The following is a 14339-nucleotide window of genomic DNA, read 5'->3' as shown; positions in this document are numbered from 1 at the left end:
ACGACCGCCCTGGTGCCACTTCCGGATGCCATGGTGCTCCCCGACGTTCCACGGGGACCGGTTCCGGCCCCGCAGGACAGGTTAGTGGCGCGAGGCGGGCTGGGTTGCCCCGAGGCGCGGGGCGGGGCGGGCCGGACAGGTGAGTAGCGCCACGCAGGAGGGGTTGCCCCGAGGCGCGGGGCGGGCGGCGCAGGCGAGTAGCGCGAGGCGGGATGGGTTACCCCAGGGGAGCCAGGCGGGACGGGCTGCCCCGGGAGCGCCAGGCGGGCTGGGCGGCACAGGTGAGTGGCGCCAGGCGGGCTGGGCGGCACAGGTGAGTGGCGCCAGGCGGGCTGGGCGGCACAGGTGAGTGGCGCCAGGCGGGCTGGGCGGCCCGAGGCTCAGTCGCCGAAGTCGGCGTGGGGCTCGGCGCGCCGTGCCTCGGACTCGAGGAGGATCGGGACCCCGTCGCGCACCGGGTAGGCCAGCGGGTTCACGTCGTTGACGGCCAGCAGTTCGGGCTGGCCGTCCGGGCCGACGTTGTCGACGAGCTCGGCGCCGGTGACCGGGCAGCGCAGCGCCTGGCGCACCCACGCGTCGACGCCGAGGGTCGGGGTGGAAGAGGTGCTCACGGGTTCGCTCCTGAATCTTGGGTGGGGACCGGGGCCGATCTTGGGTGGGGACCGCGGCCTTCGTCGGCCCCCGTGTTCGGGACTACTCCGCGTCGCCCTTGAGCACGCGCAGGTGCCCGCGGCGGCCGATCTCGCCGTCTGCGGACCCGGGCAGGTGGTGGGTCACCGGCGCCGGTTGGGCGGAGCCGGGGCGCTGCGCCGGCGTCGTGGCCTGCGGCCGGGCGCGCGAGGCCTCGCGGACGGCGTTCGCGAGCGCCACGAGATCGTCCTCGGTCGGCGGGGCGGGTGCGAAGTCGGTCGCGAGGCGCACCACGTCCCAGCCACGCGGCACCGTCAGCCGCTGCGCGTGGATGTCGCACAGGTCGTAGGCGTGAGGCTCCGCCGACGTCGACAACGGCCCGAGCACTGCGGTCGAGTCCGCATACACGTAGGTGAGGGTGGCCACAGCGGCCCGGTCGCAGGCGGACCTGGTGCACTGGCGGACGGCTCTCACAGTGGCTCACGGTACATCGTCGGGCCGACATCCTGGCCGAGCCTTCCCCAAGGACCACACCACACACCCCGGCCGAGCCTTCCCCAAGGACCACACCACACACCCCGGCCGAGCCTTCCCCCAGGACCACACCACACACCCCGCCGAGCCTCCCCCCAGGACCACACCACACACCCCGCCGAACCTCCCCCAGGAACCACACCACACCCGCGCACCGACCAGCGGCTAGCCTCGGGGGGTGCCCGACTCCGGCCCCGCCCTCCCCTCCTTCCCGGTGCGCCGCGCCCCGCGCCGCCGTGACCGGCACGGGCGCGGGCTCCGGGGCCCGCTCGTCCCACCGGTGCTGCCCGGCTGGCGCACGCGCGCGGAGAAGTTCGACGACGTCGTGCTGCGCTGCGTGGAACGCCTCGAGCGGCGCTGGGCCGGGCCGTTGGCCGGTACCGAGTTCGCCGTCGAGGAGGTGCCGCCGTCGGACCCGGCGCCCTGGGAGCACCGCCAGGTCGCGCTGGGGCGCTACTTCCCCGCCGATCCCGCGGCCGGGCTCGTGCACCGCATCGTCGTCTACCGCCGCCCCGTTCTCGCCCGCGCGGAGGAGCCCGAGGAGATCGAGGTGCTGGTCCGCATCGTCCTCGTCGATCAGGTGGCGGCCATGCTGGGGCGGGACCCGCACGAGATCGACCCGGATTACCCCGACGAGGACTGACCCGGGGAGATGGCGATGCAGGCGATCGCCCGGTGACCGCGACCTGGATTCAGCGCGTCACGCTCACCGGACGGCGACCCGGATCGCGCGGGCGTCGTGCGGGTCGAGCTGCAGCGGCAGCACCGAGATGAGCTCCCCGTCGGGCACGGTGGCCGTGAGGACGACGGCGGCCAGCACGCTGGTTCCCCCGCCCCCCTCGGATGCGTCGGTCGTTCCTCCGTCCCCCTCGGGCGCGGGCGCACCGGCCGTCCCGCCCGCGGGTGCGCCGGCCGTCCCACCCCCGCCCTCGGCCGGGAGGAGCTGGACCATCGCGACGTCGTCGCCCAGATCCTCCACCGCCAGCCCCACCGTGCTGCGCGCGGGGAGGTCGACCACCCGTTCCTTGCCCGTCGCGCCGGCCGCGCTCCACGGCAGCAGGGTGACCGTCACGTCCCCGTCCGTCGGGTTGGTCAGGCTCAAGGTGGCACCGTCCACGAGGCTGCCGCGGCCCGGCACGAGCAGCGTGCCCGACGTCGCCGGGGCGGCCGCCGCCGTCCACGCCAGGTCGACCGGGGCGACGTCGGGGTCGAACTCGCCGGCCTGCCCCGTCCGGGCCAGCACGACGGCGCCCGTCACGGGCCGGTCGGCGACGACCTCGGCGGCGTAGGCGCCCGGCTCGAGGCCGGCGAGGGAGACGTCGACGACGGCGCCGGGGTCCACCATGATCTTCTCCGCGCCGGGTACGGCGACCTCGCCGTCGGCGCCGAGCAGCCGCACCGCGACGGTGGCCACCTCCTCGCCGGGGTTGACCACCCGCACCGCGGAGACGGCGACGTGCTCCAACGTGGACCGCTCGAGCCGGACGCCCGGGATGGTCAGCGTCAGCGCGGGCGGGAGCGTGGGCGGGACGGTCTCGATACCCGCGGCGACCACCCCGTCGAGCCGGTGGTCCTGCAGGGTGGCGGTGACCGACCCGCCGGCGGCGTCGACACGCATCGCGAGCCGGGCGTCGGGGGTGGCGGCTGCCTCGAGCAGCACCTCGGTCTGGCTGCCGGGGGCGACGACGATGCCGCTCAGCCGCGGCGCGCCGACCGGCCCCAGCGAGCTCCACAGCGTCACGTCCACGGTGACCGGCGTCTGGCCGGGGTTGGTCAGGACGAGCTGGGCGCTCTGCCCCGGCTGCGTCGCACCGCCGACGAGCCACGTCGTCGTCGCGGGCGTCAGGCACGCCGAGGCGACGAGGCCGCGCAGGTCCCCGGCATCGGTGCGGGACACGCTCGCCCCGGCGGCGAGCGCCGCCACTCCGTCCACGGGCTGCGCGGCGAACAGGGTGGGCCCGGCCGGGTCCGCGACGGCGAGCGTGCGGGCCGCGCCGGTGCGCGTGAGATCCCGCGCGCCGCCGTCGAGCGCGACGGCGGAGCCCTCCGCGGGGGTGTTCGCGCCGCGGGGCAGGGTCACCAGCGTCGTCAGGGACCGTGTGGTGACGTCGGCGGGGTCGAGGTCGGGGTCCACGCCCATGCCCGCGCCGGCGGTGAGGGTGGGTGGGCCCGCGCAGACCGCGGTGGCGGTCCCGGCGGGCACGTCCACGACACCGGCGACGACGGCGCCCGCCGGCGGCGGGGAGGTCGCCTCGCCCGCGACGACGGCACCGACCACCGCGGCGAGCAGCACCAGCGCGGAGGTCGTGGCGCCGAGCCGGCGCAGGACGACGCGTCCGGTCGGCTCACGCACGGCCGGCTCGGTGTGCTCGGGCCCGGCGGCGGGTTCCGCCTCGTCCTCGGCTCCGGTGGCGCCCGTGGACTCGACCTCGGCGGGCAGTCCGGACCCGTCGGCGAGCAGTCCGGACCCTTCGGCGAGCACCTCCTCGAGCCGCTCGTCCAGCGGCGCCTCCTCGGGCAGGTCCTCGACCGCCTCCGCGGGCAGCCCACCGGGTGCCGGTGCCTCCGGCAGCACCTCGGCGGCGGGTTCCTCGGTCGTCTCCTCGCCCGTCGGTTCGTCCTGCTCGCGCATCATTCGACCTCCGTCCGGCGGCGGCGCAGCGGCAGGGCCAGGAGCACGGTCAACCCGATCACGACCGCCTGCCCCCATCCCCACACCGTTCCCTGCGGCGCCTGGTAGCCCACGGTGAGCGTGCCGGCCTGTGCGGGCAGCTCGAACGCCTGGCGCCACCCGGCGGCGACCGCGCGCAGCGGCCGGCCGTCGTACCAGGCCCGCCAGCCGGCGTCGGCCCGCTCCGCCAGCACGAGAGTGCGGCCCGGCGCCCCGGCGGGGACCTCGTCCCGGGCCGAGACGACCCCGGCCGCGACGTCCTGGACCCACTGCCCCTCGGCGTCGAGCACGCGGGCCCGGGCCACGGAGGGTGCGGCGCCGTCGCCGGTGCCGTATGCGACGCGCCAGATGACGCCGGAGGCGTTCTGCGTCACGCGCTCCAGGCCGGCGGTCGCGTCGAGCGCGGCGATCAGCGCCGTCCGCTCGGCGGTGCTGGGCTCGGTCCCGGCGGGGACGAACGTGGGCTCGGGCGGGACGATCACGACGCCGATCGCGTGTGCGCCGAGCCTGGGCGCGGCGTCGCTCGCGCCGCCCACCGCGAGGGCGGCGACGACGCCGGCGAGCTCCGTCTCGGGTGTCACGTCGGTGCCGGGCGAGGTGGCGCCGGGCGCCCCGGCCGCACCGGCGACGTCTCCCCCGGCCGCGAGCGTCGCCCGTGGGGCGCCCACGAGCTCGCGCGAGGCCACGACGGTCGAGGTGAGGTGGAGCTGCGGGCCTGGACCGCGCCACACCTCGGCGGTCACCGTCCCGCCCGCGGGCGTCAGGGCCAGGACGCGCGAGCGCTGCCCCGAGGCCTGCATCTCGGCCGCCAACGCGGGCACCGCAGGTGCGGCGGAGCCATGGACGGCGACGACGTCGCTCGGCCGGTCCTGCCCGGAGCGGGCGGCCACGAGCCACCCGCCGGTGCTCAGCAGCAGGCCGACGCAGGCCAGCACGCTCACCGCGGTGACGGCGACCTGCGCGCCGCCGAAGCTGCGGGTCGCCAGCGAGCGCTGGAGGCCGTCGCCGCCGGCCACCACGGCCATCAGCAGGCCGAGGACCACGAGCGAGGTCCCGGCTCCGGCCCACCCGCGCACGATCTCGGTGGTGCCGTCGAGTGCGCGGCCCACGGCGACGTCGGTGCGCGCCGAGGCCAGCGCCGTCACCACCCCGACGGCGACGACGAGCCACCCGGCCCGCACGGCCCGCCACCGCGTGGTCCCGCGCAGCAGCGCCGCGGCGGCGACGAGCACGAGCGCGGCACCGCCGAGGAGCAGGCCCCACCGCCCGAACGCGCCGAGCAGCCCGGTGCCGAGGCCGAGGTCGGGCGGCGTCACCGGCCAGCCGAGCACGCTCAGCCAGGCGGGGCCGGCGGCGGAGGGGTACGGGGCGCCGGGATCGGCCAGCAGCAGGCGCCAGCTGCCGGCGCCCTCGCCGAGCGCCGCGACGGCCAGCGGCCCGAGCACCACCAGCGCCGGCACCGGGACGAGGAGGAGGCGCCGTCGCCCGCGGGGGACGAGGAGCAGGAGCACGAGCACGGTCACGACGGCGGCGGGCAGCAGCACCGGAGCGCCGGTGGCGGCCGCGGCGAGGGCGAGCGCCGCGGCGGCCGCGGCGGTCAGCGAGCCGGGGGGGCCGGCCGGCGCGGCCGGGGCGGCGGGGCCGGTGTCGAGGGCGCGGGCGAGCGCGGTACGGCGGGCGCCGACGAGTCCGGAGAGGATGACGTCGCGCCGTTCGACGCCGACGGCGCGGGCGATCCCCAGCGCCACCCACGGCAGCAACAGGTGCGCCAGGACCGCGCCGAGCCGGCCCTGCCCGGTGCCGAGCAGCAGGCCCGGGGCGAGCCCCCACACCAGGGCCGCGAAGGCGCGCAGCAGCACCGAGCGCGTCGCGGCGCCGGCGGCGAACCAGCCGCCCAACCCGGCCAGCGGGAACGCCAGCACCGTCAGCGCCGCCGTCACGGCGTTGCCCGAGGCGCCGAGCCCCGCGAACGGTGCGAGGAGGACGGCGAGGACCTGCAGCCACGGGTCGGCCGGACCGGGGCTGCCTGCGCCGGCGGGGATCCAGCCCGAGCGGCCGGCGCGCCACAGGTCCGCCAGGCCGGCGTCCGCGGGCAGCAGGGCGCCGCCACGCAGCGAGCCGTCCAGGAACGACGGGAGGTAGGCGACGAGCCCGACGGCGGTGAGCGTGAGCGTGACGAGGGAGAGCGTGCGGCGGCGTCGCCGGGCCAGCGCAGCCCGCTCGGTGATCTCGAGCTCGCTGGGTGCCTGGGCGGCGCGGCGGGCGGCGGCGTCCTGGAGGCGGAGGTCGTGCCGCAGGCGGCGGACCTGCGCCCCGGAGGCCTGCAGCGGCGCCAGGGCGCGTGGCGACACGCGGCGGGCGACGGAGATCCGGCCCCTGGCCCGGCGGACCGCACCGGGGTGGGTGAGCACCTCGAGCGGTGCGGCGAGCTCGGCGGTGGCCAGCCCGAGCTCGCTGGTGGCCACGCGCCACAGCGCCCGGAGCGGGGCCAGCAGGGCCATGCCGAACACGAAGAGGGGCACCAGCCCGGCCGGTGCGGCCACCAGGGCGTTGTGGAGCTGCGCACGCCGGCGGGCCCGGAAGGACCGGCGCGGGTCCGGCTCGGGTGCCGCGCCGGGCATCGGGTCTTTGCTCCGCAGCCCCAGGTAGGAGGCGCGAGCGTGGTGGACGACGGCGGTGGGCACCACGACCACGCGATGCCCGGCCAGCCGCACGCGGCGGGAGAGCTCGAGCCCGTCACCGAAGGGCCCGAGGGTCGGGTCCGTGCCGTTGAGCTGGGCCCACACGCTCGTCCGCACCAGGGCGCCGGCCAGGCCGACGGCGAGGACGTCCTCGCGGTGGTCGTGCTGGCCCTGGTCGATCTCGCCGGGCTCGATGTCGGACAGGCGCCGCGCGCTGCGGGTCGCGGACAGCCCCACCTGGTGCAGCTTCGCCGGGTCGAACCAGTCCCGCTGCTTGGCGCCGAGCAGCGCGACGGAGCGGCCCGACTCGGCGGCGTGCAGCAGCTCGTCGAGGGCGCCCGGCGCGGGGGCGGAGTCGTCGTGGAGCAGCCACAGCCACTCGGCCCGGGCATCGTGGTCGGGCGCCTCGTCCCCCGCGCCGACCGCCCGGATCTCCCCGGCGGTCACCGGGTTGAGCTCCCCGGTCACGCCGGACCAGCTCCGCGAACCGGTGGTGTGGGCGGCGGTGCCGTGTCCGTCCCAGCCACGGCGTCGGGCCTTCTCGGCCGCACGCTCCACCAGCGCCGTGTACTCCGCGAGCCCGGCCCGGACGGCGTCACCGAAGTTCGTCGCCTCGGCGGCGCGCACCACGCGGACGCGGGTGACGGCGTCGAGGCCCGCGTCGGTGACCGCCTCGTGGACGGGCACCCCGGTGCCGATCTCCCGGCCGGGCGCACCGACGTCGACGACGAGGACGACGTCCGGGACGTGCCGCTGCCCCGCGATCCCGGCGAGGGTGCGGGGCAGGTACGCGGAGACACCGGCGCTCACGACCACGGCGAGCGTGGACGGGCGGGCAGGCTGGTGGGAGGCGGCCGCCATGGGTGGCGGGCGCCTCAGACCGCGCGGCGCTTGAGCTTGCGGCGCTCACGCTCGGAGAGGCCGCCCCAGATGCCGAACCGCTCGTCGTTGACGAGGGCGTAGTCGAGGCACTCGGCACGGACCTCGCACGTGGTGCACACGAGCTTGGCCTCGCGGGTGGAACCGCCCTTCTCCGGGAAGAAGGCCTCCGGGTCGGTCTGGGCGCACAGGGCACGGTCCTGCCAGCCGAGGATCCCTTCGTCGGCCGGGTGGTCCAAGAGGTACAGCCCGTCACCGGTCACCTCGGGCACCGCCGGGCTCGGGGTCAGCGGCCCGTCACCGAGAATGTTCCACACGGCACGTTCCCCCTCAGTCTCTCCGGTTTGTTCGTCAGGAGAATTACACGCGTGTCATCCGCTTCCGTCAAGCGGAGCGGTGATATAGACCCCGAGAACTTGTGATTCGGCGCACAGCCCGGCGTGTCGCGTCAGCGTGTCGCGTGAAACGGCTCATCTTCCGGGATTCCGCGTCGAGAGGTGGACAGCGGACCGGCTCCCGGCCGTGCGAACGGACCGGTTCCCGGCCGGGAGCGTGGCCCGGTGTTCCGCCCTCCTCGATCGCGTCCCGCGCGATCATGCTCCAGCCGTCGGCGCGGTCCGACCTCCGGCATGGCACCGCGTGCGCACCACCGGCCGGCGTTCGCCGGTCGACGGAGCGCCGGCCCCGTCTACCCTGAGCCCATGAGCCACCCTGCGACGATGCCCGGCCGCCTTCTCGACTCCTTTCTCGCCGCCGGCACCGACCCACGCCTGACCTGGTACGGGGGCGGCGAGCGCACGGAACTCTCGGGGCGGGTCCTCGCGACGTCGGTGGCCAAGGTCGCCAACCTGCTCGTCGAGGAGGCGGACGCCGGGCCGGGAGTCACGGTGGTGCTGGACCTGCCGGTGCACTGGCGCGCCCTCGTGTGGGCGCTGGGGACGTGGACCACCGGGGCCCGGCTGCTGCTGCCCGGTGCCGAGGAGATCGCAGCCGGCGAGGACGCCCCCGCGGTCGTCGTGACCACCCGCCCCGGGCAAGCGCCCGGGGTGGAGTCGGCGGACCTGGTGCTCGCCGTCGCGCTCCCCGCGCTGGCGATGCGGTGGGACGGTCCGGAGCTGCCGCCGGGCGTCGTCGACGCTGCCGCGGAGGTCATGACGTTCGCGGACGCGCTGGGCTACACCAGCGAGCCCGAGGACGACGACGCCGCACTCGCGAGCGACCACTTCGAGGCCACGTTCGGCGAGCTGGAGTCCTGGGTGCGCGGGTCGGCCGAGCTCGGCAGCCAGGAGGACGAGGAGGACGGCGACGTCGCCCCGCTGCGCGTCCTGGCGGCGCCCCAGAGCATCGAACAGCTCCTGGAGCAGGCGCTGGCGGTGTGGCAGGCGGGCGGCTCGCTCGTGCTGGCCGAGACCGGCACGCCCGGCGCGGAGCTGGACCGGATCGCGGAGCAGGAGCGGGTCGAGCTGCGCTGGTAGGTGGACCCGGGACCGCCCACCGGTCGAGGACGCACCGGCGACGTCGACGCTAGCGCCGACGCACTCCCAGGGTGTCGGTGCCGTTGCCGTCCCAGTCCCCGACGAAGGTCTCGTCGCCGGGGTTGCCGTAGCCGAAGGCGACGTCGGCGACGCCGCTGGTGAGTGAGTTGCGCAGGTGGAACCAGTTCGAGCGCTGGACCCCGAGGGTGTCGGTGGCGTTGCCGTCCCAGTCGCCCACGAGGACCTTGTCGCCGGGGTCGCCGTAGTAGAACGCCCGGTCGGCGTAGCCGGAGGTCAGGGTGTTCTTGATGTGGAAGGCGTTGCCGCGGCGTACGGCGAAGGTGTCGACCCCGTCCCCGTCCCAGTCGCCCACGAGGATGGTGTCGCCGGCGTCGCCGTAGTAGATGACCCGGTCGGCGTACCCGCTGCTCACGGTGTTCTTGATGTGGAAGGCGTTGCCGCGGCGCACGGCGAAGGTGTCGACCCCGTCCCCGTCCCAGTCGCCCACGTAGAGCTCGTCCCCCGGGTCGCCGTAGTACACCAGGCGGTCCGCCCCACCGCTCGTGAGCGAGTTGCGGACATGGAACGCGTTACCGCGCCGGACCGCGAACGTGTCACCGCCGTCACCATTCCAGTCACCGGCGAGGATCACGTCGTCGGGGTCCCCGAAGACGAAGTAGATGTCCGCCGCCGCGCCGAAGGAGTTGTTGAGGTAGAACCCGGTACCGCCGGCCGAGGCGATCGGCGGGGCCGGCGCGTGCAGCAGCTTCTTGACGTCGAGCGCATCGACGAGCGTCGCGTCGGCGGCGATCCTGGCCCAGACCTGGGCGGGGGTCATCTTGGGGCTGGTCTCAAGCAGCCGTGCCGCGACGCCGGCGACGTGCGGCGCGGCCATGGAGGTGCCGTTAGCGGATGCGCTCGCCGTATCCGACAACGAGGTCCTCGCCTCATCCGACCAGATCCAGGCAGAGGCCACGCCTTCCCCCGGTGCGTAGATATCGGTGCAGGATCCGTAGTTGGAGAACGCGGCTCGGACGTCCCCGCTCGTCGAGGCGCTGACCGTGATGGCCTCCGGCGCGCGCGCGGGACTCGTCAGGCAGGCGTCGACGCCGGAGTTGCCGGACGCCACGGCAACGGTGACCCCGTCCGCCACCAACGCAGCCACGGCAGCGTCGACAGCGGGGCTCAGCCCGTCGGCCGGGTTCGTCCCGAAACTCATGGTGGCCACCGCCGGCGCCCCCGGCGTGTGGTCGCCGATCACCCAGTTGATCCCCGCGATCACCTCAGAGGTGGAGCCCTTCCCGGCGCAGTCCAGGACGCGAACGGGCACGAGCGTGACACGCTTGGCCACGCCGTAGTTCACCCCGCCGAGGATGCCCGCCACGTGGGTGCCGTGGCCGTTGCAGTCGTCGCTGCTGCCCGGGCGGTCGGAGCGTGTGCCCGTCCCGGGTGCTACCCGGCCGGCGATGTCGCGGTGCGTCGCCCGGATGCCGGAGTCGATCACGTAGGCGGTCACCCCGGCGCCCGTGGTCTCGTACCGGTAGGCGCCGTCCAGCCCGCGGCGCTGGTCGATCCGGTCGAGCCCCCACGGGGGTGCCCCCTGGGTCGCCTGGGCCCGCACCTCCGGTGCGGACGTGGTCTCGGGCACCGAGACCACCTGGTCCGGCTCGGCGCTCGTCACGCTCGACGACTGCTCGAGCCGTGCCGCCAGGACGGCGGCCTCCGCGATCGGGACCGGCTGCGCGAGGACGACGGTGTGCAGGCCGCCGCCGAGCTCCTCGCCCGGGGTGAGCGTGCCGTCGAGGTCGGCGGCCGCGAGCGCTGCCGCCGGATCGGCACCTGGCTCGTACCTCACGATGAGCTGGTCGACCTCGGTGCCGACGGCCGGTCCCTCCGTCGCAGCCGCCGGGACGAACAACCCGAGCGCGACGAGAGCCACCGTCGCCAACGCAGCGAGACCACCCCCCGCCGCACGGCGGGACCGTCCCCGGCCGACCTTTCCCATGCTGCGTCCCCGCATCGAGACCTCCGCCCGCTCCCGGCCGGCACCCGCTCAGGCTGGCGAGAGATCCGACATCGCGCACACGATACCGAGGCGCACCGACATCGAGGACCCCTTTCGGTGCGAACGGGTGCGAACGGTCGGTCAGAGCTCGTCGGCTCAGTGCGGACAATGGGTCAGGGCACGTCGGCCTGGACGAGCGTGCCCGCGCCGCGGACCACCACCTTGCCCTCGTCCGCCCGCACGAACACGGACTCCCCCCGCCCCAACGTCGTTCGTTCCCACCGGGTCGAGACCTCGACCTCACCGGCCAGGCACAGCAGGATGCGCGGACCCCGGCCCGGCAGCGGATGCGGGCGCGCCCCGGGCGAGTCGGTCAGGTCGGTGACCGAGAGCTCGAAGTCGTCCACAGGCGCGTAGAACACACGGGTCGAGCCGTGGAAGGTCTCCGGGGCGGGGCGGATGGGCGGCGCCGCGACGTAGTCCACGCACTCGAGCATCTCGGGCACGTCGATGTGCTTCTGCGTGAGCCCGGCCCGGAGCACGTTGTCCGAGGACGCCATGATCTCGATGCCGATGCCGGACAGGTACGCATGCACGTCGCCGGCGGGCACGAACAGCGCCTCCCCCGGCTGGAGCGTGACCGGGTTGAGCAGCAGCGAGGCCACCACGCCCGGGTCTCCGGGATAGGCCTCCGCGAGCATGACGACGGTGCCGTCCGCGCGCTCGGACGGCGAGCCGGCCGCTAGGCGCGCCGCACAGGCACGCGCCACCTGCTGGACCTCCTCCGCGGTGGGGCGGGTGGCGGCGTCGAGCAGGTGGGCGAAGACCGACCGCACCCCGACGGCGGAGGAGTCGCTCCGCAGCGCGGTGTGGAGCTGCCGGGCGAGCGGGGTGTCGAGGTCCGCGAAGAGCTCGGCCGCGCGCCGCGGCGCCCGGAAGCCGCACAGCGCCTCGAACCGCGTGAGTGCGAACACGAGCTCGGGCTTGTGGTTCGGGTCCTTGTAGTTGCGGTCCGCGGCGTCACGCGCGATGCCGGCGGCGTCCTCGGCGGCGAACCGCTCGCGGGCGCGCTCAAGGCTGGGGTGGACCTGGAGCGAGAGCGGGCGCTCGGGCGCGATGACCTTGAGCAGGTACGGCAGGCGCTCGCCGAACCGCTGGACGACGTCCTCGCCGAGAACGCCGATGGGGTCGGCGTCGATGACGTCGCGCAGGTCCCGGCGGTTGCCCAGAGGGAGCACCCCGGCGGCCCCGGACGGGTGCGCCCCGAACCACAGCTCGGCCACCGGGTGGCCGGGCGCGGGCGTCCCGAACAGCTCCGGGATCGCCGTCCTCGAGCCCCACGCGTAGTCCCGTTCGACGCCCTGCAGCCCGAACATGCGTCTCCCTCCTGATGGTCGGCCATCACCGTAGCCGCGCATGCACCAAGATGAGCGCATGCGCGGAATCATTCTGGCCGGTGGGTCCGGCACCCGGCTGCACCCGATCACCCAGGGCGTGAGCAAGCAGCTCGTGCCCGTGTACGACAAGCCGATGGTCTACTACCCCCTGTCGACGCTCATGCTCGCGGGCATCCGGGACGTCCTGGTGATAACCACCCCGCACGACGCCGAGTCCTTCCACCGCCTGCTCGGCGACGGCTCCCAGTTCGGCATCTCGATCTCCTACCAGGTCCAGGAGGTCCCGAACGGTCTCGCCCAGGCGTTCGTCCTCGGCGCGGACTTCGTCGGCGACGACTCCGCCGCACTGGTCCTCGGTGACAACATCTTCTACGGCCCAGGCATGGGCAGCACGCTCCAGCGCTTCGGGCAGATCGACGGTGGCGCCGTCTTCGCCTACCACGTGGCCGACCCGACGGCGTACGGCGTAGTCGAGTTCGACGAGAACTTCCGCGCCCTCTCCCTGGAGGAGAAGCCGGTCCGGCCCAAGAGCTCCTTCGCCGTCCCCGGGCTGTACTTCTACGACAACGACGTGGTCGAGATCGCCAGGCACCTCCAGCCCTCCGCCCGCGGGGAGTACGAGATCACCGACGTCAACCGGGTCTACCTCGAGGCCGGCCGCCTCCAGGTCGAGGTGCTCCCGCGCGGGACCGCCTGGCTCGACACGGGCACGTTCGACTCCCTCGCCGACGCGACCGCGTTCGTCCGCACCGTCGAGGCGCGGCAGGGCCTGAAGATCGGCTGCCCGGAGGAGGTGGCCTGGCGGCGCGGCTTCCTCACCGACGGCGAGCTGCGCGAGCGGGCCGAGCCGCTGCGCAAGTCCGGCTACGGCGAGTACCTCATCGGTCTGCTCGATCAGGAGCTCTGACCCCAGCGGTCGGGGCCGTGCTCGGTTACCGTTCTGGTCGTGACCACACCAGCCACGGCCCAGCCCGTGCCGGTGAAGGAATCCGATGAGGAGCAGGCATGTCCCCGACAAGACGGTCCTGGCGCTACCTGGCAGCCATCCTGCTGGCCTCGTCAGTGGCTCTGCCCGCCAGCACGGCCGCCGCGGCGCCCCCGCGCGCCGGCGGCGTCAGCGGCCCCCTGGAGCGTGACGGTTACGCGATGACCTCGCACTTCGGGCCTCGCTGCGTGCCCACGGTCTATGCGTCCACCTTCCACAAGGGCGTCGACCTCGGCGCCGCGGCGGGAAGCCCGATCGTGGCCATCGCGGCAGGGACCGTCGTCCGGACCCGCCCGGACCCCGTCGCGGGCCAGTGGATCCTCATCGAGCACAACGTCGACGGCCGCCGCCTCTACAGCAGCTACTCCCACATGCGTGACGCGGACGCCTTCGTCCGTGAGGGCTGGCACGTCGACGCCGGGCAGAAGATCGCCGAGGTCGCGTCGACCGGAGTCTCCACGGCGCCGCACCTGCACCTCGAGATCTGGCTGGACGAGCTCGACGGCGACCGCGCCGTGGACCCGGTGGCGTGGCTCCGCGGCCGGGGCGTCGACCTCGGCGCGGCCGCCACCCGCGCCATGCCGTGGGTGCCGCCCGCGTCCTGCACCTACTACGCCGCCGGGACGACACCGATCCGGTCCGCGCCGTCAGCGTCGTCGCCGGTGGTGGCGACGGTGGGCAACCACACCCCGATGACCTCCACGCCGGGAGCGAAGAGCGGTGACTTCATCGCGGTCCGCACCGGCGGCGTCTCTGGCTGGGCCGCCGCACGCAACGTCTCGCCCACGCGCCTCGGCGTGCCGGAGGGCACGGTCACCCGGACCACGACGCTGCGCTCCGGCCCGAGTGCCGACGCCTCCGCCCTGGCCACGCTCAGTCCCGGTAGCGCGCTGGACCCGGTCGTCTCGTTCCAGGACGACTGGTACCAGGTGCAGGCGTCGGGTCGGAGCGGGTGGGTCCACGGCCGGGACTTCCGCATCGAGGAGGGCGTGATCCAGGGCGTCGAGTCCGGGTTCTTCGTCGCCAACTCCTTCCGGTCGACGGCGACGCGGATCTTCACGTTCGGGGAGTATTACGACCGT

Annotated in this window: 11 protein-coding genes; 4 read left to right on the top strand and 7 right to left on the bottom strand. The window is 75.1% G+C overall.

Features of this window, described 5'->3' with window-relative positions:
• Positions 1-380: 380 nt before the first annotated feature.
• Together ACYC1Z_RS09860 and ACYC1Z_RS09855 are read right to left on the bottom strand one after the other, a co-directional pair.
• Positions 381-611 carry a Trm112 family protein gene (locus ACYC1Z_RS09860; RefSeq protein WP_461409349.1) on the bottom strand — a complete coding sequence of 77 codons (231 nt, stop codon included), beginning with the start codon at positions 609-611 and terminating at the stop codon, positions 381-383.
• Between the two features lie 82 nt (positions 612-693).
• Positions 694-1104, bottom strand: a complete 411-nt coding sequence (locus tag ACYC1Z_RS09855) for a DUF3499 domain-containing protein (RefSeq protein ID WP_461409348.1) — start codon at positions 1102-1104, stop codon at positions 694-696.
• Between the two features lie 238 nt (positions 1105-1342).
• On the opposite strand from ACYC1Z_RS09855, the gene ACYC1Z_RS09850 reads away from it, so the two are divergent.
• Positions 1343-1807: a metallopeptidase family protein gene (locus ACYC1Z_RS09850; protein WP_461409347.1), complete on the top strand. Its 465-nt coding sequence runs from the start codon at positions 1343-1345 to the stop codon at positions 1805-1807.
• A 63-nt stretch (positions 1808-1870) separates the two neighbouring features.
• Here the strand turns inward: ACYC1Z_RS09850 and ACYC1Z_RS09845 are convergent, their stop codons facing one another.
• Genes ACYC1Z_RS09845 through ACYC1Z_RS09835 form a run of 3 tightly spaced genes read right to left on the bottom strand, consistent with a single transcriptional unit; the run spans position 1871 to position 7658 of the window.
• On the bottom strand, positions 1871-3796 hold the full coding sequence (locus ACYC1Z_RS09845; RefSeq protein WP_461409346.1) for a DUF5719 family protein: 1926 nt from the start codon (positions 3794-3796) through the stop codon (positions 1871-1873).
• A complete protein-coding gene (locus tag ACYC1Z_RS09840; protein WP_461409345.1) occupies positions 3796-7377 on the bottom strand; it encodes a glycosyltransferase in 3582 nt (1193 codons plus the stop codon). Before ACYC1Z_RS09840 ends, ACYC1Z_RS09845 begins: the two co-directional genes overlap by 1 nt.
• 14 nt (positions 7378-7391) lie before the next feature.
• On the bottom strand, positions 7392-7658 hold the full coding sequence (locus tag ACYC1Z_RS09835) for a WhiB family transcriptional regulator (protein ID WP_461409350.1): 267 nt from the start codon (positions 7656-7658) through the stop codon (positions 7392-7394).
• A 438-nt stretch (positions 7659-8096) separates the two neighbouring features.
• Here ACYC1Z_RS09835 and ACYC1Z_RS09830 point away from each other — a divergent pair, with 438 nt between their 5' ends.
• The gene (locus tag ACYC1Z_RS09830; protein ID WP_461409344.1) at positions 8097-8870 is read left to right on the top strand and encodes a TIGR03089 family protein; all 774 of its coding nucleotides are present in this window, start codon (positions 8097-8099) and stop codon (positions 8868-8870) included.
• Between the two features lie 49 nt (positions 8871-8919).
• Here ACYC1Z_RS09830 and ACYC1Z_RS09825 read toward each other — a convergent pair whose 3' ends face one another.
• Entirely contained in the window at positions 8920-10809 is a 1890-nt protein-coding gene (locus tag ACYC1Z_RS09825; RefSeq protein ID WP_461409343.1) for a S8 family peptidase, read from the bottom strand.
• 239 nt (positions 10810-11048) lie between these two features.
• Positions 11049-12251 (bottom strand): mannose-6-phosphate isomerase, class I, encoded by a 1203-nt coding sequence (gene manA / locus ACYC1Z_RS09820; protein ID WP_461409342.1) that lies wholly within the window; start codon positions 12249-12251, stop codon positions 11049-11051.
• A 58-nt stretch (positions 12252-12309) separates the two neighbouring features.
• Between manA and rfbA the strand changes: the two genes are divergently transcribed.
• Together rfbA and ACYC1Z_RS09810 are read left to right on the top strand one after the other, a co-directional pair.
• Positions 12310-13179 carry a glucose-1-phosphate thymidylyltransferase RfbA gene (rfbA, locus tag ACYC1Z_RS09815; RefSeq protein ID WP_461409341.1) on the top strand — a complete coding sequence of 290 codons (870 nt, stop codon included), beginning with the start codon at positions 12310-12312 and terminating at the stop codon, positions 13177-13179.
• 98 nt (positions 13180-13277) lie between these two features.
• Positions 13278-14339, top strand: a 1062-nt coding sequence (locus ACYC1Z_RS09810) for a peptidoglycan DD-metalloendopeptidase family protein (RefSeq protein ID WP_461409340.1), incomplete at its 3' end; no start/stop codon positions are given.

Source organism: Georgenia sp. (assembly GCF_054605595.1).
This window is presented reverse-complemented; position numbering and strand designations above follow the sequence as displayed.